Annotated in this window: 21 protein-coding genes; 7 read left to right on the top strand and 14 right to left on the bottom strand. The window is 64.8% G+C overall.

What is annotated here, in order from left to right; all coding sequences use genetic code 11:
• Positions 1 to 363: 363 nt before the first annotated feature.
• Positions 364 to 2,160, bottom strand: a complete 1,797-nt coding sequence (locus EGY25_RS15785; protein WP_135195960.1) for a hypothetical protein — start codon at positions 2,158 to 2,160, stop codon at positions 364 to 366.
• Between the two features lie 629 nt (positions 2,161 to 2,789).
• On the opposite strand from EGY25_RS15785, the gene EGY25_RS15780 reads away from it, so the two are divergent.
• Entirely contained in the window at positions 2,790 to 3,461 is a 672-nt protein-coding gene (locus tag EGY25_RS15780) for a TIGR02391 family protein (RefSeq protein ID WP_209308109.1), read from the top strand.
• Between the two features lie 264 nt (positions 3,462 to 3,725).
• Here EGY25_RS15780 and EGY25_RS15775 read toward each other — a convergent pair whose 3' ends face one another.
• Complete coding sequence (locus EGY25_RS15775) at positions 3,726 to 4,550, bottom strand: NAD(P)H-hydrate dehydratase (protein ID WP_135196085.1); 825 nt, start codon at positions 4,548 to 4,550, stop codon at positions 3,726 to 3,728.
• A 114-nt stretch (positions 4,551 to 4,664) separates the two neighbouring features.
• Here EGY25_RS15775 and EGY25_RS15770 point away from each other — a divergent pair, with 114 nt between their 5' ends.
• Positions 4,665 to 5,003 (top strand): P-II family nitrogen regulator, encoded by a 339-nt coding sequence (locus EGY25_RS15770; RefSeq protein ID WP_008261682.1) that lies wholly within the window; start codon positions 4,665 to 4,667, stop codon positions 5,001 to 5,003.
• A gap of 84 nt (positions 5,004 to 5,087) precedes the next feature.
• On the top strand, positions 5,088 to 6,494 hold the full coding sequence (gene glnA / locus EGY25_RS15765; RefSeq protein WP_135195958.1) for a type I glutamate--ammonia ligase: 1,407 nt from the start codon (positions 5,088 to 5,090) through the stop codon (positions 6,492 to 6,494).
• Here the strand turns inward: glnA and EGY25_RS15760 are convergent.
• The 4 genes from EGY25_RS15760 to EGY25_RS15745 all read right to left on the bottom strand — a co-directional run bounded on the left by EGY25_RS15760 (position 6,400) and on the right by EGY25_RS15745 (position 9,373).
• Positions 6,400 to 7,602 carry a serine hydrolase domain-containing protein gene (locus tag EGY25_RS15760; protein ID WP_135195957.1) on the bottom strand — a complete coding sequence of 401 codons (1,203 nt, stop codon included), beginning with the start codon at positions 7,600 to 7,602 and terminating at the stop codon, positions 6,400 to 6,402. The genes glnA and EGY25_RS15760 overlap by 95 nt on opposite strands.
• A gap of 66 nt (positions 7,603 to 7,668) precedes the next feature.
• Positions 7,669 to 8,559 carry a twin-arginine translocase subunit TatC gene (gene tatC, locus EGY25_RS15755; protein ID WP_135195956.1) on the bottom strand — a complete coding sequence of 297 codons (891 nt, stop codon included), beginning with the start codon at positions 8,557 to 8,559 and terminating at the stop codon, positions 7,669 to 7,671.
• On the bottom strand, positions 8,556 to 9,131 hold the full coding sequence (gene tatB / locus EGY25_RS15750; protein WP_135195955.1) for a Sec-independent protein translocase protein TatB: 576 nt from the start codon (positions 9,129 to 9,131) through the stop codon (positions 8,556 to 8,558). The genes tatC and tatB overlap by 4 nt, the downstream gene beginning before the upstream one ends.
• A gap of 23 nt (positions 9,132 to 9,154) precedes the next feature.
• Positions 9,155 to 9,373: a twin-arginine translocase TatA/TatE family subunit gene (locus EGY25_RS15745; protein WP_135195954.1), complete on the bottom strand. Its 219-nt coding sequence runs from the start codon at positions 9,371 to 9,373 to the stop codon at positions 9,155 to 9,157.
• Positions 9,374 to 9,483: 110 nt separating this feature from the next.
• Here EGY25_RS15745 and rnhA point away from each other — a divergent pair, with 110 nt between their 5' ends.
• Positions 9,484 to 9,936 carry a ribonuclease HI gene (gene rnhA / locus EGY25_RS15740; RefSeq protein ID WP_135195953.1) on the top strand — a complete coding sequence of 151 codons (453 nt, stop codon included), beginning with the start codon at positions 9,484 to 9,486 and terminating at the stop codon, positions 9,934 to 9,936.
• On the opposite strand, the gene EGY25_RS15735 is transcribed toward rnhA, so the two are convergent.
• The 7 genes from EGY25_RS15735 to kdsA form a co-directional block, all read right to left on the bottom strand.
• Complete coding sequence (locus EGY25_RS15735; RefSeq protein WP_135195952.1) at positions 9,933 to 11,330, bottom strand: MFS transporter; 1,398 nt, start codon at positions 11,328 to 11,330, stop codon at positions 9,933 to 9,935. The genes rnhA and EGY25_RS15735 overlap by 4 nt on opposite strands.
• A 31-nt stretch (positions 11,331 to 11,361) precedes the next feature.
• Positions 11,362 to 11,820 (bottom strand): NfeD family protein, encoded by a 459-nt coding sequence (locus tag EGY25_RS15730; protein WP_135195951.1) that lies wholly within the window; start codon positions 11,818 to 11,820, stop codon positions 11,362 to 11,364.
• A 17-nt stretch (positions 11,821 to 11,837) separates the two neighbouring features.
• The gene (locus EGY25_RS15725) at positions 11,838 to 12,833 is read right to left on the bottom strand and encodes an SPFH domain-containing protein (RefSeq protein ID WP_135195950.1); all 996 of its coding nucleotides are present in this window, start codon (positions 12,831 to 12,833) and stop codon (positions 11,838 to 11,840) included.
• A 76-nt stretch (positions 12,834 to 12,909) separates the two neighbouring features.
• Positions 12,910 to 14,001, bottom strand: a complete 1,092-nt coding sequence (locus tag EGY25_RS15720; protein ID WP_135195949.1) for a DUF3089 domain-containing protein — start codon at positions 13,999 to 14,001, stop codon at positions 12,910 to 12,912.
• A complete protein-coding gene (rfaD, locus tag EGY25_RS15715; RefSeq protein ID WP_245159499.1) occupies positions 14,001 to 15,002 on the bottom strand; it encodes an ADP-glyceromanno-heptose 6-epimerase in 1,002 nt (333 codons plus the stop codon). The genes EGY25_RS15720 and rfaD overlap by 1 nt, the downstream gene beginning before the upstream one ends.
• Positions 14,999 to 16,456 carry a D-glycero-beta-D-manno-heptose 1-phosphate adenylyltransferase gene (rfaE2, locus tag EGY25_RS15710; RefSeq protein ID WP_135195948.1) on the bottom strand — a complete coding sequence of 486 codons (1,458 nt, stop codon included), beginning with the start codon at positions 16,454 to 16,456 and terminating at the stop codon, positions 14,999 to 15,001. Before rfaE2 ends, rfaD begins: the two co-directional genes overlap by 4 nt.
• Before the next feature lie 18 nt (positions 16,457 to 16,474).
• Positions 16,475 to 17,353, bottom strand: a complete 879-nt coding sequence (gene kdsA / locus EGY25_RS15705) for a 3-deoxy-8-phosphooctulonate synthase (RefSeq protein ID WP_432417383.1) — start codon at positions 17,351 to 17,353, stop codon at positions 16,475 to 16,477.
• A 112-nt stretch (positions 17,354 to 17,465) separates the two neighbouring features.
• Here kdsA and EGY25_RS15700 point away from each other — a divergent pair, with 112 nt between their 5' ends.
• From EGY25_RS15700 to sseA, 3 genes are read left to right on the top strand one after another with little or no spacing between them, the layout of a single operon-like run.
• A complete protein-coding gene (locus tag EGY25_RS15700; protein ID WP_135195947.1) occupies positions 17,466 to 18,920 on the top strand; it encodes a cryptochrome/photolyase family protein in 1,455 nt (484 codons plus the stop codon).
• Positions 18,921 to 18,938: 18 nt separating this feature from the next.
• Positions 18,939 to 20,159: an SAM-dependent methyltransferase gene (locus EGY25_RS15695; protein WP_135195946.1), complete on the top strand. Its 1,221-nt coding sequence runs from the start codon at positions 18,939 to 18,941 to the stop codon at positions 20,157 to 20,159.
• Positions 20,156 to 20,980: a 3-mercaptopyruvate sulfurtransferase gene (gene sseA, locus EGY25_RS15690; protein WP_135195945.1), complete on the top strand. Its 825-nt coding sequence runs from the start codon at positions 20,156 to 20,158 to the stop codon at positions 20,978 to 20,980. The genes EGY25_RS15695 and sseA overlap by 4 nt, the downstream gene beginning before the upstream one ends.
• A 3-nt stretch (positions 20,981 to 20,983) precedes the next feature.
• On the opposite strand, the gene EGY25_RS15685 is transcribed toward sseA, so the two are convergent.
• Positions 20,984 to 22,306 (bottom strand): dicarboxylate/amino acid:cation symporter, encoded by a 1,323-nt coding sequence (locus tag EGY25_RS15685; RefSeq protein ID WP_135195944.1) that lies wholly within the window; start codon positions 22,304 to 22,306, stop codon positions 20,984 to 20,986.
• Positions 22,307 to 22,310: the final 4 nt, after the last annotated feature.

Raw genomic sequence — 22,310 nt, 5'->3', positions numbered from 1 at the left:
ACTGAAAATAAGGCGCGATGCCGCGCTAGTTTTCCTTGGTTGCCGTCGCGCAGCCGCTGCATGTTCCCCACACCGCGCAACGCGTACCCAAACGCCGATGTAAAAAAACTCAAATGCCCAGCATTGGCGCTTTGCTCATGAATTCCTGTGATCAAGCAGACGCTTGGACCAATTCAGATTATCAGTTAAAACTGATAATGCAACGCGAATAGGCGTGACGTCTTTCTCCGCCCAATTTGAGTAGTTGATTGTTTTGATTTGAAACGGAATCCTTCGTCCGCAATCTGCGACGACGAGGAGCATTCATGCCTGAAGGATAGCTAACAAGACGAAGGCCGGAAGCTGCTTGCAACAGCCCGGCCCTCAAAACACCGTCTCGGCGGTCTTGTCCAGGGCGGCGATGGGATCGATCAACTCTCCGAGCGCTTCGCTGACGTCGCCTCCACGATCGGCGCGTTGCAAGGCCTTCACAAGCGAGAACCCAAGAGCCAAGGACATTCCGTCCTCTGCGAGGGTGTATAACGTTGGGTCCTCCGGAAGCGGACGGAAGAAATGTTCGGCCGTCACCGCCGCGAGCGCCGGGGTGAGGGCGAAACCGCCGGATCCTGCCGGGACCTGGTCAAAAACCAGCCTGTCCTCGGTTCGCTGGCTGCGGATCCGCTCGATCACCTCTTGGGCGTGGAGCGACAGCCTTTTCACAAACTGTTCGACAGGCTCGGGCGCAACTCCGTCCCGGGCACCGGCACGAATATGCTCGAACAGCAGGCGGTCAACACTGAGTTCGGTGAAGGTGGCGATGCCGCCAGCACCCAGGAGATCAAAGGCGATGCCGAGAAGCCGGGGATTGCGCAAGCGCTCGAACACGGCAGGGGAGAGGGCGCTTCGATCCACGCGCCGCTCGTCGAGGATCGTGGTCAGTTCGGCCTCCGACCATTCCGGAACCTGGACCGATGTCACAGCCGGCGCGAGTTCGCGGTAAACATGATCGTAGAAGAAAGCCTGGCGGGAGGAGATGGCGAGCACGCCGCCGTGCTCTGCGGCGAACCCTGACACCTTCCCGAGCCACCGGGGCCATTCTAGCTCGGACTGCTCGTTTAGGCCGTCGATAAAAATGATAAAGCGCGGCGGCTCGCCTTCCGTTCTCGGTCCCCAGGTCTCGATCCGGCGGCGCCATCGCGCTCTGAGGCCCTCGGTGTCCTGGTCTCCCGTCTGCTCGATCAAACGCCCGATCAGGAACGGCAGGACCTGGCCGTGTGGCGTGGCGAGCCCGAGCGACTTGGCGGGGACAACCACGGTCAACGGCGCGGCCTCAATGCCAAGCCAGGCTTGGGCGAAGAGCCAGGATTTTCCATGGCCCTCGCGGCCGAGTAGTGCGACGATCTCCCCGTTCTGGGCGGACAGAAGGCTCGCGCGCACGGTCTCTTCGAGCTGCCGCCGTTCTCGGGTAGGAAGCGCGGCTTCAGCCTCAGGAGCGAGACCTTGGCCGAAGAGGTTTCGGGCCTGGCGGCGATCGCAGAAAGCAGCCCGGAGTATCCGGTTGTTGGCTTCCATGGCATTGGGAAGCGCAAGGGCAGGCGCCCGGAGTCTGCCGGTAAAGGCGTCGGCAGCGGCGTCGAAACCCTCCTCACGCCGAAGCGCAACGAGCACGGCACCGACTTCGGCGACGGTGCCTTCAACAACATCACGCTCGCGCAGGAACTCGACGACATCAGCGGCCGCCATCGCACAGACCAGAGCAAGAGGCGGCAATGGTGAGGCAGTGGGCCAGTCCAGGATCAACACGCCTACGCCCAGCCGATCGGCCCCTGCTGTCAGGGTCTGTAGTGCCTGCGTACCGACCTCCACCGTCGCACCGAGAATCCACAGATGGGGCGGTGCCACCCCGGCTCCGACTTGGAAAACTTTGCTGAAGATCTGATCATTGGGGATCTTCTCGTCATAGCGTTTCGCTTCGAAAACGACCCCGGTCAACGCGGCACCGTCGAGCCCGCCCTGTCCCCCCGATCGGGCCAGCCGGAAATCCTGGCCGCTGATGCGAGACAGAACACGCGCCAACAAGCCCTCGAAGCCGTCGGCGCCGGAGGGCGGCAAGGCTTTCAGCGCTGCCACGAGCGCATCAAGTCGGGGCCGAGAGAAGCAAGGAGTGCCAGCGATGGTCATGGCGGAACTGTAAGCGACAATTCGGCCAAGCCGTCAGCAAATACCGTGCAATCCATGGCGCGCTTCAGCCGCACGCCGGACTGCCTTCGTGCTCGAAACTTTGGAGGCGGCCGGGCAACGCGTCAGGATCAACCTGGGGCGCGGGCACTCCGCAAGGTCCGCCGGCCATATGTCGCCTCTGAGATTGGCTGCAAACGTCTACTCTGGCGCTGACCTGATGTTGATTGGGGAAGGGGCCTTAGAATACCGTGGCCCTCCCTCGTTCTGGTGGACAGGCGCGGCGAGACCTGTTTTGCCCTGAAGGTCCGCTTGCAGGCGATCTACTAAGCGGGGGGCGGGCTCTAGTTTAGACGTGGATATCGGCTTCCCACTGGGGCGCATCGTTCGGGGCGCGAAAGTCGCCCCAACAGGGGAGAGCCAGGGAACAAGAGGATCAGACGATGTCATCTGTCGGACCTGGGCGCCTAGGACGGCCTGCGGGGATCGCCTATCATGGCGTGGCGGGCGTATCTCAAGACTGTCTGGATGCAGTACTTAATCTGCTAATGGGGCGCTCAGCGATCCGCCAAGTTCGCCTGCTATCGGCGGCGGGGAGCCATGCACTTCTTCTCTCGACAGAGTTCGACGACATGATCGCGATAAAATCTGGCTTCTCGTCCGGATACAGCGGGGAGGGGCCCAACGCCTTGTCGAAGGTACTGTGTGCCCTAGTTGCTCACGGCGCAACGATCAGCGAGCACGCCGTCGAGCCCACCTATATCAGCCGGATCGACGATTCCGCCCTGACCCTAGGCGATCTCGACGCCCTGAGTGTCGCGCAAGAGGTGCGGCCCGCACGATGGCAAGACTACATCCAAGAGCGCCATCATCGCTGGGTGGTCGAGGGGCATTGGGTCGCGATGATGCCCCAGGTGATGCCCTTTGCGATCCTGGATCGGCGGCTCGCGGCGTCAGCTTTGAAATTTTGGGCCAATCCGGATCAGGTACTCATCGATGGCTACCGGCTGCTGGAGGATACGATCAGGAGACGGTCGGGCCTCGATCAACACGGTGCCAAACTTTTCCGAGAGGCTTTCAAGAGCCGCCTCGGTTGGCGCGTCATGCATGAGGCCGAAAGAGGCGGACGAGCAGAGCTCTTCGCCAACACCTTCATGGCGTTTCGAAATCCCCGCATGCACCGTCCGGCCGGCACTGATCCCGGCGCACTAGCCGAGTTTCTGCTGCTGAATCAGCTGTTCAGATTAGAGGCCGAGGCGGTGGAAATAGCGGCCGATGCCGGCGTAGGCCAGCGTAACAACTAGCCCGGCTTTTTGCCGATTTTCCAGATGACCCAAGCGTCACCATGACGCTGAGGGGTCAGATAGTATCGGTCAAGGTTGGCTTTGAGTCTCAGATCTAGGGACACATCAGATAGTTTTCTGCGCGGTTTCCCTCATGCGAATCGCATTCGCACGAAACTCGCAGCGCGAAGGGAAACCGACAAAGCCGCAAGCATCAGATTGTCGCCTAAGATATATTATACGAAATATTGATTAGGGCGTCGGATGGATCAGCATCACGGCGGCTCAGCCTTTCCATAAAGACGCCAGCACCTTGGGCAGAACATCGCTCAGGTCGTCAGAGGTTAATCCCGGTCCAAAACGTTCCCCAGCATCGGAATGGATCCAGACCGCCGCGCATGCCGAATCGAAACTGTCCATCCGCTGAGCCGCCAATCCGCCGATCATGCCGGCCAGGACATCGCCGGTTCCAGCCGTCGCCAGCCAAGCCGAGCCGTTCTCATTGCGGCGAATGCGGCCGTCTGGCGATGCGATGATGGTCCGGGCGCCCTTCAGGACGATGGTCGCCTGGGCCATGCGCGCGGCTTCGATGGCGGCGGTCTCGCGGCCTTGGGCCAGCAGGCCTGGGAATAGCCGTTCGAACTCGCCCTCGTGCGGCGTCAGAATGTCGTCGCGGTCCAGAACGGCGAACAGTTCGGCGGTTCGGCCCTTGAAGACCGACAGACCATCGGCGTCGATTACCAGAACAGCCCCGCTCAACGCCAAGGCCTGGATATTGGCGATCGTCGCGTCCTCCAGTCCGGCGGCCGGTCCGATCACGATGGCGTCGCTTCCTGCGGCCTCTCGGCCTAAGACTTCAGGTGAAGAGAACGGCGTCAGCATGATCGCCTGGACGGCGGGCGCGATAACGGCGACGGCGTCTGGCGGACACAGGATTCGCACCACGCCGGCGCCTATTCGTAGTCCTGCGTGCGCCGCAAGCCGTGCAGCGCCCGTCTGATGGGCTTTTCCCGACACGACTGCCAATCGGCCCCGCGTATGCTTGTGCGTTTCCGCGCTCGGCCACGGTAGAAAATTGCGCCAGATCGCCGGGTCGTTGGTTTCTATCATCCGCGTTCCGATTATCCGTGGCTTATCTGCGAAAATCGCTTGCTTTGAACGCCCTTGCTGTGTCCCATTTGGGCCCGAGCGCCGCTGCATTCCGTGCGCCGCTCAGGGGTCGCCATGAAGAAAATCGAAGCCATCATCAAGCCTTTCAAGCTGGATGACGTCAAAGAGGCGCTCCAGGACGTGGGCGTGCAAGGCATGACTGTGCTGGAGGCCAAGGGATATGGCCGCCAGAAGGGTCATTCCGAACTGTATCGCGGTGCCGAATACGTCATCGACTTCCTGCCCAAGATCAAGATCGAGGTGGTCGTCGCCGACGACCTCGCGCCCGCCGTCGTCGAGGCCATTCAGACCTCGGCCCGCACGGGCAAGATCGGCGACGGCAAGATCTTCGTGTCCGACGTCGCCGAGGTGATCCGTATCCGCACCGGCGAGACCGGAGCCCAGGCCGTCTAATCTCGACCACCCCTCCCCGGCCCTCGGCCCCTCGGGTCGCTGACCGGTTTCCTCCCCAAACGCCAAGAAACAGGACTTCCGACAATGAGCGCCAGCAAGATCCTCAAAGAGATCAAGGATGAGGAGGTCCAGTATGTGGATGTCCGCTTCACCGACACGCGCGGCCGTCTGCAGCACGTCACCTTCGACGTCGACCTGGTCGACGAGGATTTCCTGAACGAAGGCACGATGTTCGACGGCTCGTCGATCGCGGGCTGGAAGGCCATCAACGAGTCCGACATGCTGCTGAAGCCGGACCTGACCACGGCCTATATCGACCCGTTCTATCAGCAGAAGACGATGTTCCTGTTCTGCGACGTGCTGAACCCCGACACCAACGAACCGTACAACCGCGACAGCCGCTCGATGGCCAAGAAGGCGCTGTCCTACGTGCAATCGTCGGGCGTGGGCGACGTGGTCTATTTCGGCCCGGAAGCCGAGTTCTTCATCTTCGACGACGTGCGCTGGTCGACCCAGCCGCACAACACATCGTATTCGTATGACTCGACCGAACTGCCGGCCAACACCAACGCCGAATACACCGAAGGCAATATGGGCCACCGCCCCGGCGCCAAGGGCGGCTATTTCCCGGTCAACCCGGTCGATTCGGGCCAGGACCTGCGCGGCGAAATGCTGGGCGTCATGCGCGACCTGGGCCTTCAGCCCGAGAAGCACCACCACGAGGTGGCTCCGGCTCAGCACGAACTGGGCCTGAAGTTCTCGGACCTGCTGACCATGGCCGACCGGCTGCAGCTGTATAAGTACGTGATCCACAACGTCGCCGCCGCCTATGGCAAGTCGGCGACCTTCATGGCCAAGCCAATGTTCGCGGACAACGGCTCGGGCATGCACGTCCACATGTCGATCTGGAAGGACGGCAAGCCCCAGTTCGCCGGCGACCAGTACGCCGGCCTGTCGCAGGAATGCCTGTGGTATATCGGCGGCATCATCAAACACGCCAAGGCCATCAACGCCTTCGCCAACTCGACCACCAACAGCTACAAGCGTCTGGTCCCCGGCTATGAAGCCCCGGTGAAACTGGCCTATTCGGCCCGCAACCGTTCGGCCTCGATCCGTATCCCGCACGTCTCGTCGCCGAAGGCCAAGCGTCTGGAAGCCCGTTTCCCCGACCCGATGGGCAACCCCTATCTGACCTTCGTGGCCCTGCTGATGGCCGGTCTGGACGGGATCGAGAACCGCATCGATCCGGGCGCGCCCGCCGACAAGAACCTCTACGACCTGCCGCCGGAAGAGCGCGGCTCGATCCCCGAGGTTTGCGGCTCGCTGCGTGAAGCCCTCGAAAACCTCGACAAGGACCGCGCCTTCCTCAAGAAGGGCGGCGTCATGGATGACGACTTCATCGACAGCTACATCGAGCTGAAGATGGAAGAGGTGATGCGTCTGCAACTCCACCCGCACCCGGTCGAGTTCGACATGTACTATAGCTGCTGATCGTCAGATCGGCCGCAGATTTGGGCGTCGGCGGGAAACCGTCGGCGCCCTTGTCAATTGAGGCGGCGGCGCCCTGTTCCGCAGCGGGGATCAGGCTTTGGTCCAGCAGGGCGTGCAGCGCGTCGACATGGCCGTCTCGGGTCGCTGTCGGCGTCGGATCCGACGTCATCACGACCGTAAGCCTCAGGTCCGGCACGACGAACACCATCTGGCCGCCGTAACCCCAGGCGAAGAAGACCTCATGGCGGCTGGAGCGCCGAATCCACCAGCCGTAACCATAGGGATTGCCGCTCCAGCGCGACGTGCCCCTGCCCCGCCACGACTGCTGGACCCAGCCCTCCGGCAAGATGCGCAGCCCATCGTGGACACCGTCGTTGCGGTACAACTCCCCGAACTTCAGCAGCGCCAGCGGCGACAGCCGCATATCATTGCCGCCGAAATAGATACCTTGCGGATCGGCGGGCCAGGTCGGCACCTCGATCTCCATGGGGTCGCCCAGCCATTCCCGCGTCAAGGCCAGGGTCGAACGCCCGCTGGCCCGCGTCAGACAGGCAGACGTCAGGTGGGACGTGCCGGTCGAATAGACCATTCGTCCGCCGGGATCGGCCTCGAACGGCCGGGCCAAGGCATGGCGCACCCAGTTTCGGCTCGACACCCAGGCGCCATAGTCCGCGCCGGACGTGGACCCCAGCCCCGCCTGCATCGACAGCAGGTCGCCGATGGTCACCCGGCTAAGGCGCGGATCGGGATCGCTCGGGAAACTGTCGGACAGGAAGGTCGAGATCGGCTGATCGACGCCGGAGAAGAGGCCCTGGCCGATGGCGATGCCGCCCAGGGCGGCGATCACGGACTTGGACGCGGACTTGACGTTGACCGACGTTTCCAGCGACGGCCCTCGAAACACCTGTTCGAAAAGACGTTGGCCGTCGCGGGCCACGATCATCGCCTGGAGTTTGGGCAGGGCCGCGCCAGCAGTCTCGGCCTGGGCCATCAGTCCGGCAGCCAGGCCTTGGGTGCGAGCAGCGGGCGACGGGATCTCGGCGGCTTCGCTGCAGCCATAGCTGAAAGGCAAGGCCAGTCCGGCGGCGATCAGGTTTCGACGGTTCATCGCCGATCTAAGCGATCAAAGGGCCGCTGGTTTCCCCCTGCGACGACGCGACGCCTATGGCGAACGTCAGGCCGCCTCGGCTTCCAGATCGTCGGCCTTCTTGCGACGCAGTTCGATCAGCCGCACGCACCAGATCGACACCTCGTAAAGAATCACGAGCGGGATCGCCAACATCAGCTGGCTGATCGGATCCGGCGGGGTGACCACGGCGGCGACCACCACCACGGCGACGATGGCGTAGCGGCGGCCCGCGGCCATGACCTTGGAATTGATCAGCCCGGCCAGGCCCAGCAGGGTCGTGACGACCGGCAACTGGAAGCACAGGCCGAACGCCAGCAACAGCGAGGTCACCAGGCTTAGATAGTCGGAAATCTTGGTCGTCTGGGCCACGGAAATGCCGTCGCTGGCCACCTGCTGGCTCAAGGAAAAGAGCATCACGAACGGCAGCATGACGTAATAGACGAGCGCGCCGCCCAGGCAGAACATGACTGGCGCCGCGATTAGGAACGGCAGGAAGGCGCCGCGTTCGTTGCGATACAGGCCCGGCGCCACGAAGCGATACATCTGCCAAGCCATGACGGGGAAGGTCAGGACGGCGGCGCCGAAGGCTGCGATCTTCATCTTGGTGAACAGCTGCTCCAGCGGCGCAGTCGCGATCAGTTGAACGACGGCCGCGCTGCCGGGCGGATAGGGCTTCAACCCCGTCATCACCGCGATCAGTTCGATGGGGTTGGCATGACCGCCGCTGGCCATGGCCGCCGCATGGACCGCGACCGCCGCCTGATAGGGTTTGATCAGGGCGATCTGAATCTGATTCGCAAAGGCGAAGCACAGGATGAACGCCAGGAAGAAGGCCACGACGCAGATCAGCAGCCGCCCGCGCAGCTCGATCAGGTGATCCATCAAGGGCGCGCGCGACGCCTCGATCTCGGCCTCGTCACGATCGGGAGACGTCACAGGTCAGCGGCCTTCTTGCGCGGAGTCTTGGGCTTGGCGGTCGCCGACTTTGTCTTGGCGGCCGGAGGGGCCGCCTTGGGCTTGGCCGGTGCGCGCGGCTTGATCGTCGAGGGCTTGGCCGTCGTCACAGGCTTCGCCTTCGCAACTGCCCGCTTGGGCTTCGTCTCCACGACGGGATCGACGGGCGCCGGCGTGTCCGGCCATTCGTCGGCGGCCGGCGTCATGACCGGAACCTCCGGCTCGGGCGCAGGCAAGGCTGCCGTGGGCGTCGGCGCCGTCAGTCCCGCGTTGATGTCCTTGAAGGCGGCGTCCGCCTCGGCCCCCAGGGGATACATGGCCCCCTGCCCCGTCCGCAGCGCTTCGACCTCCTTGCGCAGGTCGTCCAGCTCGGACTGACGCGCCATCTCGTCGAAACTGCTGCGGAACTCGTTGGCCATGGCGCGCGCCTTGGCGACCATCTGGCCGACGCGACGCATCAGAACAGGCAAGTCCTTTGGCCCCACTACAAGCAGGGCCACCAGACCGATCACCACTAATTCGAAGCCCCCGATACCGGGGCCGAGCCCGCCCATGCGTCAGCCCTTACAGACGACGACTAGCGCTTCAGCTCTTCCTTTTCCGCCTCGGTGCGCGGCAGCGAGCTGACACCCTCGTGCGGGCCCTCTTTCTTGTCGTCGTCCTTCAGGCCATCCTTGAAGGCGCGGATGCCCTTGGCGGCGTCGCCCATGATGCCCGACAGCTTGCCCCGGCCGCCGAACAGCAGCGCGATGACGACAATGACGATGGCCCAATGCCAGATGCTCATGGAGCCCATGGCTAATCTCCTCGCGAGGACCGGTGATCCGATCCCATCCACTATTCTTCGATGCGCATATAGGCGCAGTGATGGCCCCACGCCAAGGGACGCTGTAGGTCTGCGCGACCATGAGTCCCTCCGATCACGTCATCATCCACACCGACGGCGCCTGCAAGGGCAATCCCGGCCCCGGCGGCTGGGGCGCCCTGCTCCAGACAGGCGGCGGTCACGAAAAGGAATTGTGGGGCGGCGAAGCCAACACAACCAACAACCGCATGGAGCTGATGGCCGCCATCATGGCGCTGGAGGCGCTGAAACGACCCTGCAAGGTCGAACTGCATACCGACAGCAAATACGTCATGCAGGGAATCACCGAGTGGATGCGTGGCTGGAAGGCGCGCGGCTGGCTGACCGCCGACAAGAAGCCGGTCAAGAACGCCGACCTGTGGCAGCGTCTGGACGCCGCCCGTCTACGCCACGATGTCAAATGGCGCTGGGTGAAGGGGCATGCGGGCCATGAACTGAACGAGCGCGCGGACCAGTTGGCGAATCGCGGCGTCGCCGATCTGAAGCGGCGCTAGACCGCCTCGACTTCCTTTTCCGGCTCGGCCGGACGGCGTCGGACGCGAGATCCGCTCATGACCGCGCCGAACAGGGCCGTGACTGCGGCGATCTGGAAGCCATGCGCGACACCATTGATCGGCGTGGTCGACAGTAGGAAGGCGACGACCACCGCGCCCAACGACTGGCCAACCACGCGCGCCATCCCCAATGTGCCGCCCGCCGCCCCAGCCCGTTCTTTCGGCGCTTCAGACAGCATGGCGCGGTTGTTGGGTGACTGGAAGAAGCCGAATCCTGCGCCGCAGACCGCCATTCGCCACACGATGTCGAAATGGGTCGAATCGGCGTTCAGGAAGCTCAAGGCCATCAAGCCGCAGGCGAAGACGCTCAGCCCGATGGCGCCCAATACACCGGCCGAATATCGATCCGACAGATAGCCGGCCAGGGGCGCCGCGATCATCGTCGCCAACGGCCAGGGCGTCATCAACAGACCCGTCTCGACCGGCGTCAGTCGCAACGATCCCTGAAGAAAGAAGGGCAAGGCCACGAAGGCCATCATCTGCGCCGTGAAGGAAATGATCGAGGTCGCCACCGACAGGCTGAACATCGGCCGCGCCAAGAGGTCCAGCGGGATCAGAGGCGAAGCGCGCGACCGCTCGTGGCGAATCAGCAGGACGCCCGCCGCCAGACCTGCGCCCGTCAGGCCAAAGCCCAGCACCGCCGCCTCGCCATGCGCCAAGGACTGCAAGCCCGTGATGACCAAGCCGAACGCCGCCGCATTCAGCGCAGCCCCGGTCCAGTTCAGCTTGCGCTTGTGCAGCGGATTGTGCGGCAGGGTGAACCCCGCGAGCGACACGGCCAGCAGCCCAATGGGTACGTTCAGCGCAAACAACCAGCGCCAGTGCCCCACGGACAGGATCGCGCTGGCGATGGTCGGCCCTGCAGCCGCGGCCAGGGACACGATCACGGCGTTGATGCCGACGGCGCGTCCCAGCAGGCTCTGTGGATAGGTGAAGCGCACCAGGGCGCCGTTGACGCTCATGATGCCCGCCGCCCCAAATCCCTGGATGACGCGGGCCAGGCTCAACGCCTCGATGGAGTTGGCGAAGACGCAGGCGATGGACGCCAAGGTGAAGACGGCCAGCCCCGCCTGCGACACCCGGCGATAGCCGACGATCTCGCCCAGCGACGCGAGCGGCAACAGGGCGACGACGATGGCGATCTGATAGGCGTTGACGATCCAGATCGACGCCGCCGACGACGCCTGCAGATCCTGCGCAATCGACGGCAGTGCGACGTTGGCGATGGCCCCGTCCAGAACGGCCAGGGTGATCCCGAGGCCGATGGACGCAATGGCCCAATATCGCCGGGGCGTGGGTAGACCGTCCAAGGCGGCGTGCTGGCTGGCTGTCATTCCTGACGAACGCCTCTCGGCCCGCGTCGTTTCAGACCGGCGACTGAACCGTCAGCAAAGATCCCGTGATCCGCATCACCACCACATCTTGCCCTTCCACCGGCGGTTCCCCCTCGATCTCGGCCGGCCATTCGGCGCCCGAGATGAAGACGCGGCCGCGCCCAGACACGAAGGCTTCGACCACCCGCGCCCTTTGGCCGATCAGGCGGCTGTCGCGGTCGTTGATGTCGGGACCGGCAGGGTTGGCCTTGGAGATCAGTCGACGAGACAGAAGCGTAGCGATAACCGTCAGAACGGCGAAGACGGCGACTTCGCCCGGCAAACCTAGCCGCACGCCCGCCGCCGTCATCACCGCGACGACGCCGGCCGAAACGGCGGGCCACAGCAGCCATTCGGTCGAGAACATCGCCTCGACCGCCAACAGCAGAACCCCGACGGCCAGCCAGATCCAGAACGGCTGGGCGACATAGAGATCAGCGAGCGACAGCATCGTTCAGCCTCCTACGATCAGGCCGAGGGTGGGACTGCGCCGCCCGCAGGGCGACGCGGCGGTGCGGGACGGACGGGCGGGGTTGGCGCCGTGCCGGAGCTTTGGTTCTTGGCCAAGCCGACCATCTCGCCGATACCGGCGATGGTGCCGACCAGGGCGCCCATTTCGGCGGGCACGATGACGGTCCTCTGCTGCGGGCTGCGCGCCAGTTCGGCGAAGGCTTCGACATACTTCTGGGCGATAAAGTAGTTGATGGCGTTCACATCGCCGCGTGCGATGGCTTCCGACACCATGGCGGTGGCTTTCGCCTCCGCCTGGGCTTCGCGTTCGCGAGCCTCTGCGTCGCGGAAAGCGGCTTCCTTGCGGCCTTCGGCCTGAAGAATGGCGGCCTGTTTGGCACCTTCGGCGCGCGCGATGGCGGACTGTTTTTCGCCCTCGGCTTCAGTGATGATTGCGCGCTTTTCACGCTCTGCCTTCATCTGGCGAGCCATGGCGTTCGTGATGTCTACGGGCGGAGTAAGGTCCTTGATCTCGATCCTGTTGACCTTGACGCCCCACGGTTCAGTCGCTGCGTCGATGACCGTCAACAACCGCGTGTTGATCGAGTCGCGTTGAAAAAGAACTTCGTCCAATTCCATCGAACCGACGACCGTTCGCAGGTTGGTCATGCAGAGCTGGGTGATGGCATAGGGAAGGTTTTCGACCCGGTAAGCGCCCGCCGAGGCGTTCATCACCTGGATGAACACGATCGCATCGACCTTCACCATGGCGTTGTCCTTGGTGATGACCTCCTGGGTCGGGACGTCCAGCACCTGCTCCATCATGTTCATGCGGCGGCCGACCCGCTCCACGAACGGGGTCAGGAAGCCGATGCCGGGGCTCAGCGTCTTGGTGTATTTGCCGAAACGTTCGACTGTGTATTCACGGCCTTGCGGTACGATCTTGATGACACTGATCAAGAGCACGATAGCCAGCAGCAGCACTACGCCTGCGAATATGGTGGTGACGTCCATTCAGATCCTCCCTGAGGCGATCAGCCTACGCGCTGGACGCGAGCGGCGCCATAGAAACCGGACGAACTGATCGATGCTAAAGGCCGCGCTTGGCCCGCCATGCCGCCAAGCGGACGCTGACGTCACGCTCGATGTCGCCGTAGAACAGGTTGTAAGGCACGATCTTGCGTCGATCCGCCCAGCTTCCGCCGGCCGTCAGGAAGTCGGCGTCGGGCGCGCTGTGCCACAGCAGGCCGCCGCGACATTCGGTCGAAATCAGACGCCCGGTCAGGGCCGGACGCGCGCCCCATTCCAGCCCCGTCGCATTGGTCGCCCCGCTGTGCTGGCGAGCCTCGGCGCGCGGTTGAGCTGTTGCTCCGGTCACCGGATTGACGCACATCGGCGCGGTCGTCAGCCCCACCAGCTCGCCCCGGTCATTCCAGTCCAGCGCCCGCCGCAGCTTGCGCCGCGCCGCCGGTTCGTCGCCGTCCTCGACCGATGACCAGGCGACGATACAGCCTGTCTCGTCCGACGCGTCGCAGGGCGTGACCCTCTGCTGGAACATCTCGCGACTGACCAAGGTCTCGATCAGATAGGCCGCCACCAACCGGTCCTTGAGCTTCGGATCGGCGGTAAGCGCGTCGCGCACCAGCAGCGCCGACAGTTCGCCGCCCTGCTCCACCCCCGCGATCACGATCGGTCCGGTCGGATGATTGCGAAGCCACAGGGCGAAGGCCGCCTTCACATCCTCATAGGCGAAGGCCCGCGCCTCACGCGCATCATCGCGCAGGGTCAGACGGGTATAGAGGCTGGCCTGGCGATAGAGCGGCGCGCTGACCTTGCCTTCCCTGGCGAAGGGCGAGGCATAGTTCGGCAAGACGACGCGGCGCAGATAGGCATTCGCCCGCGCATCGTCGATCGGCCCGTTCCACTCTGCGCCACCGTCGAACGTTGTCGGCATGACGAAGAAGACCGACGCGCGGTCCGGCGCGCCTTCGTCCATCAACGCCCAGGACGACGCCGACCGATAATCCGGCGCGGGCGGCGGCTTGTAGGTCTGGAACGGCACCTGAGGGTCCAACCCGGCCCGCAGGATATCTCCGCTCCAGACCGCCACGGCGGCGGTCAGGATCAGGACGGCGGCGAAGCCCGCATAGCCGACCCACTGCCTGAAGGTCAGCCGGCGCATCAGCGATACGGATCAGCGGTGGACAGGAAGTCCTGTACGTAACGCCGCACGCCCTCTTCCAGCGGCGTGGACTGGCCCTCGAAACCGGCGGCCCGAATCCGCTCCATCCGGGCTTCGGTGAAATACTGGTACCGGTCGCGGATCACCTCGGGCATGTCGACATACTGGATGGAGGCTTCCTTCCCGGCGGCGGCGAAGGTGGCCTTGGCCAGATCTTCGAACGACCGCGCCTGACCGGACCCGGCGTTGAAGATGCCGGACACCTCCGGCGACTGCAGCAGGAACTCGATGATGTCGACCACGTCGTCCACATAGACGAAGTCGCGCAGCTGGCCGCCATCGCGATAGTTCGGATTGTGCGACCGAAACAGGCTGACGGTCTCGCCCGCCTCGACCTTGGGCCAGATCTGGGCGACGACCGACTTCATCCCGCCCTTGTGGCCCTCGTTCGGCCCATAGACGTTGAAGAATTTCAACCCTGCCCACTGGCGCGGCGCCTGGCCGCGATCCGCCTGGCGCACGGCATGCTGATCGAACAACATCTTCGAATAACCATAGGCGTTTAGCGGCCGAAGCTTCGACAAAGAATCCGCATCGTCATCGTCGTTGAAGCCCCCCTCACCGTCGCCATAAGTGGCTGCCGAGGACGCGTAGATCATCCTGACGTCGCGGATCGTGCACCAGTCCCACAGGTCGCGCGACAGGGTGAAGTTGGTGCGCAGGATCAGGTCGGCGTCCGGCTCGGTCGTGGAGGAGATGGCGCCCATATGCACCACGGCCTCGATCCGTTCGGCATGACGCTCCAGCTGCTCGAACAGTTCCTCGGGCGACCAGAAGTCGGCGATGGCGTGCTTGGCGACATTCTTCCACTTGGCCAGATCGGCGGTCTCCAGCCGATCGCAGACCACGAGGTCATAGGCCGTCTCGGCCGTCAGCCGCGCCACGATGTTGGAGCCGATGAAGCCGGCGCCGCCGGTGACGACGATCATGCGAGGCGTCATTGCTGGGATCCTGTGGTCATCTTCTCGATCGTCCGCGTGGTCGAATACCCGTCCTTGAAATCCGCCAGCCTGACCTCGCCGCCCCAGCTCTCGACCAGATCGCCGCCGACCACGCCCTCGCGCGTGTAGTCCGAGCCCTTGATCAGCACATCGGGTCTCAGCCGTTCGATCAAGGCGACCGGCGTCGGATCGTCGAAACTGGTCACGCGGTCCACACTGGCCAAGCCGCCGATGACGACCGCCCGACTGTCCAGATCGTTGACGGGCCGTCCCTCGCCCTTCAGCCGCTTGACCGAGGCGTCGGTGTTCAACGCCACCACCAGTCGGTCGCACCAACTGCGCGCCTGGGCCAGATAGGCGACATGGCCCCGGTGCAGGATGTCGAAACAGCCGTTGGTGAAACCGACCTTCAGCCCCTGACGCCGCCAGGCCTCGACCTCGGCCGACAGTTCGTCCAGCGGCGTCACCTTGGCGACGGCAGCCGTGGCATGCTGGCTCAGCTCGGCCTCGATCAGTTCGGCGGGCGTGACCACGGCCGTCCCGGCCTTTCCGACCACCACGCCCGAGGCCAGGATGGCGAACTCGACCGCCGTCTCCAGCGACGCTCCGGCGCCCAGGGCCAGGCCGATGGCCGCCAGACAGGTGTCGCCGGCGCCCGAAACGTCGAACACCTCGCGCGCCCGGCCTGGGAAATGCTTTACCGGTTCCCCGCGCCGCGCCAGGCTCATCCCCTTGCCCGCGCGCGTCACGATCACGGCCTTTGCGGTCGTGGCGGCCAGCAGCGCCTCCAGCGCCGCCTCGACCTCGGCGTCTGTTCCGACCGGCAAGCCCGTCGCCCCGGCCAATTCAGAGGCGTTGGGCTTGATCACATCGACCGCCCCATAGCGTGCGAAGTCGCGTCCCTTGGGATCGACCACGACTGGCGCGCCGGACTTCTTAGCCGCCGCCAAAGCCGATGCGATCAACGCGTCACCGACGACACCCTTGGCATAGTCGGACAGAAGATAAACGGAAGTGCCCGTAAAGGCGTCAGAAGTGTCGATGCCCATCGGCGCCGCTTCGTCGTCCAGCCGCAACAGCTGTTGCCCCCCCGAAACGAACCGCGTCTTGACGATGGTGGCGGCCTCGGCGGCGCGGGCCAAAGCGTCCTCGATCCGTGGCTCGGCGGCGATCAGAGCGGTCAACTCGGCGCCCGCCGCATCGTCCCCGACGACGGCGCCCAGGCGGGCCACACCGCCCAGCGCCGCGATATTGCGCGCCACATTGCCGACGCCGCCAGGCATGGCGACCGTGCGGGCGGCGCGCAGCACCGGGATCGGCGCCTCGGGCGAGATGCGGCTGACCTCGCCATAGACGTAGCGGTCCAGCATCAGGTCGCCGACGCAAGCGATCTTCAGGCCGCGCACGCGCTCCAGCAGGCTTTGCAGGGCGCCCAGGTCCAAGGTGTCAGACATGGGTCCGACCTAGAGGATTCAGGCGGCCTGCGCCACTGGCGCCTTGGCCCCGATCTTGATGGCCAAGTCGTCGAAGGCGATCAGTTGCGCCGCCAGGGCCTCGAACTGGTCCAGCGGCACCATGTTGGGGCCATCCGACGGCGCATTGTCCGGATCAGGGTGCGTCTCCACGAAGACCGCATCCACCCCGACCGAGACGGCGGCGCGCGCCAGGACCGGCACGAACTCGCGCTGACCGCCCGAGGACGTGCCCTGGCCGCCCGGCTGCTGGACGCTGTGGGTCGCGTCGAACACGACTGGGCAACCGATCTCGCGCAGCACCGGCAGGGCGCGCATATCGCTGACCAGGGTGTTGTAGCCGAAGCTGGCGCCCCGCTCGCAGGCCATGACGTTGGGATTGCCGGCGCCGACCACCTTGGCGATGACGTTCTTCATGTCCCAGGGCGCCAGGAACTGGCCCTTCTTGATGTTGATCGCCTTGCCGGTCGCGGCGGCGGCCAGCAGCAGATCGGTCTGACGGCTGAGGAAGGCCGGGATCTGCAGCACATCGACGACCTCGCCCACCGGGCCGCACTGGGCCTCGGAGTGGACGTCGGTCAGGGTCGGCAGGCCTGTGACCTCGCGGATTTCGGCGAAGATCGGCATGGCGTCCTTCAGGCCGATGCCGCGGGCGGCGCTGGCGCTGGTGCGGTTCGCCTTGTCGAAACTGGTCTTGTAGATGATGCCGACGTTCAACCGTTCGCCGATTTCCTTAAGCGCATGGGCCGTCTCCAGCGCGTGCTGACGGCTTTCCATCTGGCAGGGACCGGCGATAAAGGCGATTCTGGCGCCGCCGCCAATGACGACAGGCGTCCGAAGACCTTCGGACAACGTAATGACAGCGTTGGGTCGGCTCACGAGGCGGCTCTTTCGAAGTTCGAGTGTTGTAGAGGCGGCGTTTGCCGCAGCTATTGGGCCATCAGGTGGCGCTCTGAACGGTTGAGCGCAAGTTATCACGGAGTTCGCCCGCGTGGCCACCAAGCCTGTCATCCTCTGGTTCCGCCGCGACCTGCGCCTGCACGACAACCCCGCCCTGAACCATGCCGCCGAGACGGGACGGCCGATCCTTCCGGTCTTCATCCTGGATCGAAATCCGGATCGCCAGACCGGCGCGGCGTCGCTGTGGTGGCTCGACAAGTCGCTCCGGGCGCTCGACGCGTCGCTTCAAACCCGGGGTTCGCGGTTGATTTTGCGAAGCGGCGATTCGCTGTCGCAACTTCAGAAGCTGATCCAGGAGACCAATGCCGACGCCGTCTTCATGAACCGGCTGTTCGAACCGCAGGCGTTCGAACGCGATGCCGAGATCGCCCATGCGCTGAAAGCCGACGCCGTCGATTGCCGCGGCTTCAACGGATCGCTGCTTTGCCGTCCCGGCGCGGTACTGAACGGCACGGGCGGCCCCTATAAGGTCTTCACGCCGTTCCTGAAGGCGCTGCTGGCCCAGGCCGAACCGCCCGCCCACACGACCGGCCCGCGCGAAATCGACACCCCGACCGCCGTCGAGAGCGAGTCGATCGACGACTGGAAACTGCATCCGACCGGACCGGACTGGTCCAAAGGCTTCGACTGGACGCCGGGCGAAGACGGCGGCTCTGCCGCCCTTTCCGACTTCCTCGCCCACGGGCTGAAGGCTTACTCCGTCGGCCGCGACCATCCCGACCGCCCGGCGACCAGCCGCCTGTCGCCGCACCTGCATTGGGGCGAGATTAGTCCGTGGCGCGCCGTCGAACGTGCGCGTGACGCGGCTGCAGCAGGCAAGGTCCCCGCCGCCGAGGCGGAAAAGTTCGTCGCCGAGATCGGCTGGCGCGATTTCTCCGCCCACCTGCTCCACCATTTCCCGACCATGCCCGAGCGCGCCTTCCGGCCCGAATACGACGCCATGCCCTGGCGCGACGATCCCAAGGGGCTGGAGGCCTGGAAGCGCGGCCGAACGGGCTATCCCCTGGTCGATGCCGGGATGCGACAACTGTGGGCGACCGGCTGGATGCACAATCGCGTGCGGATGGTCGTCGCCTCCTTCTTGGTCAAACACCTGCTGATCGACTGGCGCGAGGGCGAGGCCTGGTTCTGGGACACGCTGGTCGACGCCGATCTGGCCAGCAATGTGCAGAACTGGCAGTGGGTCGCCGGATCCGGGGCCGACGCCGCCCCGTATTTCCGCATCTTCAATCCCATCGCCCAAGGCGAGAAGTTCGACGCCAAGGGCGGCTATGTCCGCCGCTGGGTTCCCGAACTGCGCGCCCTGTCCGACCGTTGGCTTCAGGCGCCCTGGACCGCCCCAGCCGAGGTGCTGCGCGACGCCGGCCTCAGGCTTGGCAAAGACTATCCCCACCCCATCTTGGATCATGGCCAAGCTCGTGCTCGCGCCCTCGACGCCCTCAAGACGGTGTCGGGACGCGGCGACGACACGACCGACCGTGATTGACGCGCAGAAAGGTTCATCATGAGTCTCGCCACGACCGACCTGGCCGCCGCCTCCGCCCGGACGCCCCGCGTCTTTGCGATGCTGCTGCGCCTGCTCGCCTCCAACTGGACCTACGGACGTCTGACGGTGCATCTACCGAATGGCGAAGCGCATGTGCTGGAAGGCGAACAGCCCGGCCCCAGTGGCGTGATGCACGTCAAGGACTACGGCTTCGCGCGCCGTGTCCTGGCCGCCGGCGACATCGGGTTCGCCGAGGGCTACATGGCCGGCGAATGGGACAGCCCGCATCTGGCCGCCCTGCTGGAAACCCTGGTCGACAACTACGACCATATCCGACGCCTGTTCGACGGCAACTGGCTGATGATGGCCGTCAACTGGCTGGCGCATCGCAGCAACCGCAACAGCCGGACGGGCTCCAGGAAGAACATCCACGCCCACTATGACCTGGGCAACGCCTTCTATCTGAACTGGCTGGACACCTCGATGACCTATTCGTCGGCGCGTTTCAGTCGCGAGGACGAGACGCTGGAAGCAGGCCAGCGCGAGAAATACGCCAGCCTGGCCCGTATGATGGACATTAAACCCGGCATGTCGGTCCTGGAAATCGGCTGCGGCTGGGGCGGTTTCGCTGAGTTCGCGGCGCGTGAGATCGGCGCGAACGTCACCGGCATCACCATCTCCAAGGAGCAGCACGACTTCGCGCAGCAAAGGCTGTTCAATGCGGGGCTGACCGAAAAAGCCAGGATCGAACTGATCGACTATCGCGACGTCCAGGGTCAGTTCGACCGCGTCGCCTCCATCGAAATGTTCGAGGCGGTCGGCAAGGAATACTGGCCCGCCTATTTCGACAAGGTCCACGATGTCCTCAAGCCGGGCGGCGTCGCGGGGCTGCAGATCATCACCATCCAGGACGCCCTGTTCGAAGAGTACAACGCCCGCACCGACTTCATTCAGAAGTACGTCTTCCCCGGCGGCATGCTGCCGTCAGAGGAGCGATTGGCGCCCGTCACCTCGACGGCCGGCCTGTCATGGCAGGCCGTCGAGCGGTTCGGCCTCGACTACGCCTCCACCCTGAAAAGGTGGGACGAGCGCTTCCAGGCGAGTTGGTCCGAGATCAGCAGGATTCCCGGTTTCGACGAGCGTTTCCGCCGCCTTTGGCGCTTCTATCTCGCCTATTGCGAGGCCGGCTTCCGCTCCGGCCGCACCGACGTCATGCAACTGGCCCTGTCCCGACCATGAGCTTTCTGATCTCCACCGAAAACCTCGCCGCCCGCCTCGGCGAACCCGGTCTGCGCATCGTGGACGGCAGCTGGCATCTGGACGGCCGTGACGCCCGCTCTGATTTCGAACAGGCCCATATCCCCGGCGCCGTCTTCTTCGATCTGGACGCCGTGTCGGACCGCAACAGCCCCCTGCCCCACATGATGCCGTCGCCGCAATCGTTCGCGGCATCCGTCGGCGCCCTCGGCCTCGGGAACGACCACCGGATCGTCGTTTATGACACGGCCGGCCTGTTCTCGGCGGCCCGCGTGTGGTGGATGCTGAAGACCATGGGCGCCAAGCACTTTCAGGTGCTGGATGGCGGCCTCCCGCGTTGGCTGGCGCAGGGCCGCCCTGTGCAGAGTGGCGAGTCGGAAGCCGTTGCGACCCACTTCGAAGCCGCAGATTCCGGCGAGTCTGTCGCCTCGCTCGATGACGTCCGCGACGCGTTTGCCAAAGGCGTTCAGGTCGTCGATGCGCGTGGCGCTCCTCGGTTCAGCGGTCAGGTTGCCGAACCCCGCCCCGGCGTGCGCAGCGGTCATATGCCGGGCGCGCTCAACCTGCCCTACGGCCGGCTGCTGAACGAGGACGGCACGATGAAGCGAGGTTCGGCGCTGGAGCAGGCCTTCGTCGATGCCGGCGTCAATATAGACCGGCCCATGGTCACCACCTGCGGCTCCGGCGTCACCGCCGCCATCCTGACCCTGGGCCTGGCCGAGCTTGGTCGCTCGTCACACCTCTACGATGGCTCCTGGTCCGAATGGGGCGCCCGGTCGGACACCCCGGTCGAGACCGGCTGAACTTCAGGCTGGAGGCGCGACAGGGACGACATCGTCGGCTTCGACAGCGTCGTCCTCTTCGCCACGTGACACCACGGTCGCCAGCACCAGGTCGCCGGTGACGTTCAGCGTCGTGCGGCACATGTCCAGGAAGCGATCCACGCCCAGGATCAGGCCGATTCCTTCGGGCGGCACCTTCACCATCACCAAGATCATCGCCACGACCGGCAGCGAACCGGCCGGCACGCCCGCCGTGCCGATCCCGCCCAGTATGCAGACCAGCATGACGATGACCTGCTGGGTGATCGTCAGATCGACGCCGAAGAACTGGGCCAGGAACAGGACCGTCACCCCCTCGAACAGGGCCGTGCCGTTCTGGTTGGCGGTGGCGCCGACCGTCAGCACGAAACGCGCGATCTTGCGCGGCAGCTTCAGCTCTTCCTCGGCCGCCTTCAGCGACACCGGCAGCGACGCATTGGACGAGGCGGTCGAGAAGGCCACCACCATCGGCTCGCGCACGCCCTTGAAGAAGGCGATGGGTGAACGGCCGCCCAGGATCCAGATCACCAGCGGATAGACCACGAACATATGGATCGCCATGGCGCCCACGGCGACGCCCACATAGGCCGCCAGCCGCACCAGCAGGTCCCATCCGAACAGGGCCGCCAGGTTGAACATCAGGCAGGCGATGGCGATGGGGGCCAGTTTGATGAACAGGTTGATCAGCTTCATCGTGACTTCGAACAGGCCCTCGATGACCTGCTGCAGCCGGTCGGTCGCGGGCGACTTGGCCATCACCAGGCCGATGCCGAAGAACAGGGCGAACACCATCACCGGCAGGATCTGGTTCTCGGCTGCGGCCGTGAAGACGTTCGACGGGATCAGCTCAAGGAAGAAGTCGCCCAGCTGGATGGTCTCGGGCGCCCCGCGCACGATTCCGGCCGCGCCGTCGCGACCTTGTTCCAGCAGCTGTTGCGCCAGCACGGGATCGACGCCCCGTCCGGGCTGGAACACATTGACCATGACCAGGCCGATCACCACGGCGATGCTGGACACCAGTATGGTCAGCACCAGGGTCTTGATCCCCGCGCGTCCCAACGAGCTGAGGTCGCCCATCTCGGCCACCCCCACCACCAGGGCCGAGAACAGCAGGGGGATGACCATCATGAACAGCAGGCGCAGGAAGATCTGACCCAGCGGCCCTGTGACGTTGTCCGTCAGCCAGACGACCCAGCCCGTGTCGGCGCCCAGCGTCAGATTGACGATCAGACCGCCGCCCAGACCCACGGCGAAACCGATCAGCATCAGCCAGTGCAGCGCGAGGCCGCCACGTTTCGTCTCGGTCATCTAT

This window comes from Brevundimonas intermedia (assembly GCF_004614235.1).
GTDB classification, from domain to species: Bacteria; Pseudomonadota; Alphaproteobacteria; order Caulobacterales; family Caulobacteraceae; genus Brevundimonas; species Brevundimonas intermedia_A.
Note: the sequence above shows the minus strand (reverse complement) of the source record. Positions and strands in the feature narration are given on the sequence as shown.

Excerpts from the sequence above, each read along its gene's own strand:
- EGY25_RS15785 (WP_135195960.1), bottom strand. The coding sequence starts at position 2,160 with ATGACCATCGCTGGCACTCCTTGCTTCTCTCGGCCCCGACTTGATGCG.
- EGY25_RS15780 (WP_209308109.1), top strand. The coding sequence starts at position 2,790 with ATGATCGCGATAAAATCTGGCTTCTCGTCCGGATACAGCGGGGAGGGG.
- EGY25_RS15775 (WP_135196085.1), bottom strand. The coding sequence starts at position 4,550 with ATGATAGAAACCAACGACCCGGCGATCTGGCGCAATTTTCTACCGTGG.
- EGY25_RS15770 (WP_008261682.1), top strand. The coding sequence starts at position 4,665 with ATGAAGAAAATCGAAGCCATCATCAAGCCTTTCAAGCTGGATGACGTC.
- glnA (WP_135195958.1), top strand. The coding sequence starts at position 5,088 with ATGAGCGCCAGCAAGATCCTCAAAGAGATCAAGGATGAGGAGGTCCAG.
- EGY25_RS15760 (WP_135195957.1), bottom strand. The coding sequence starts at position 7,602 with ATGAACCGTCGAAACCTGATCGCCGCCGGACTGGCCTTGCCTTTCAGC.
- tatB (WP_135195955.1), bottom strand. The coding sequence starts at position 9,131 with ATGGGCGGGCTCGGCCCCGGTATCGGGGGCTTCGAATTAGTGGTGATC.
- EGY25_RS15745 (WP_135195954.1), bottom strand. The coding sequence starts at position 9,373 with ATGGGCTCCATGAGCATCTGGCATTGGGCCATCGTCATTGTCGTCATC.
- rnhA (WP_135195953.1), top strand. The coding sequence starts at position 9,484 with ATGAGTCCCTCCGATCACGTCATCATCCACACCGACGGCGCCTGCAAG.
- EGY25_RS15735 (WP_135195952.1), bottom strand. The coding sequence starts at position 11,330 with ATGACAGCCAGCCAGCACGCCGCCTTGGACGGTCTACCCACGCCCCGG.
- EGY25_RS15730 (WP_135195951.1), bottom strand. The coding sequence starts at position 11,820 with ATGCTGTCGCTCGCTGATCTCTATGTCGCCCAGCCGTTCTGGATCTGG.
- EGY25_RS15725 (WP_135195950.1), bottom strand. The coding sequence starts at position 12,833 with ATGGACGTCACCACCATATTCGCAGGCGTAGTGCTGCTGCTGGCTATC.
- EGY25_RS15720 (WP_135195949.1), bottom strand. The coding sequence starts at position 14,001 with ATGCGCCGGCTGACCTTCAGGCAGTGGGTCGGCTATGCGGGCTTCGCC.
- rfaD (WP_245159499.1), bottom strand. The coding sequence starts at position 15,002 with ATGACGCCTCGCATGATCGTCGTCACCGGCGGCGCCGGCTTCATCGGC.
- rfaE2 (WP_135195948.1), bottom strand. The coding sequence starts at position 16,456 with ATGTCTGACACCTTGGACCTGGGCGCCCTGCAAAGCCTGCTGGAGCGC.
- EGY25_RS15695 (WP_135195946.1), top strand. The coding sequence starts at position 18,939 with ATGAGTCTCGCCACGACCGACCTGGCCGCCGCCTCCGCCCGGACGCCC.
- sseA (WP_135195945.1), top strand. The coding sequence starts at position 20,156 with ATGAGCTTTCTGATCTCCACCGAAAACCTCGCCGCCCGCCTCGGCGAA.
- EGY25_RS15685 (WP_135195944.1), bottom strand. The coding sequence starts at position 22,306 with ATGACCGAGACGAAACGTGGCGGCCTCGCGCTGCACTGGCTGATGCTG.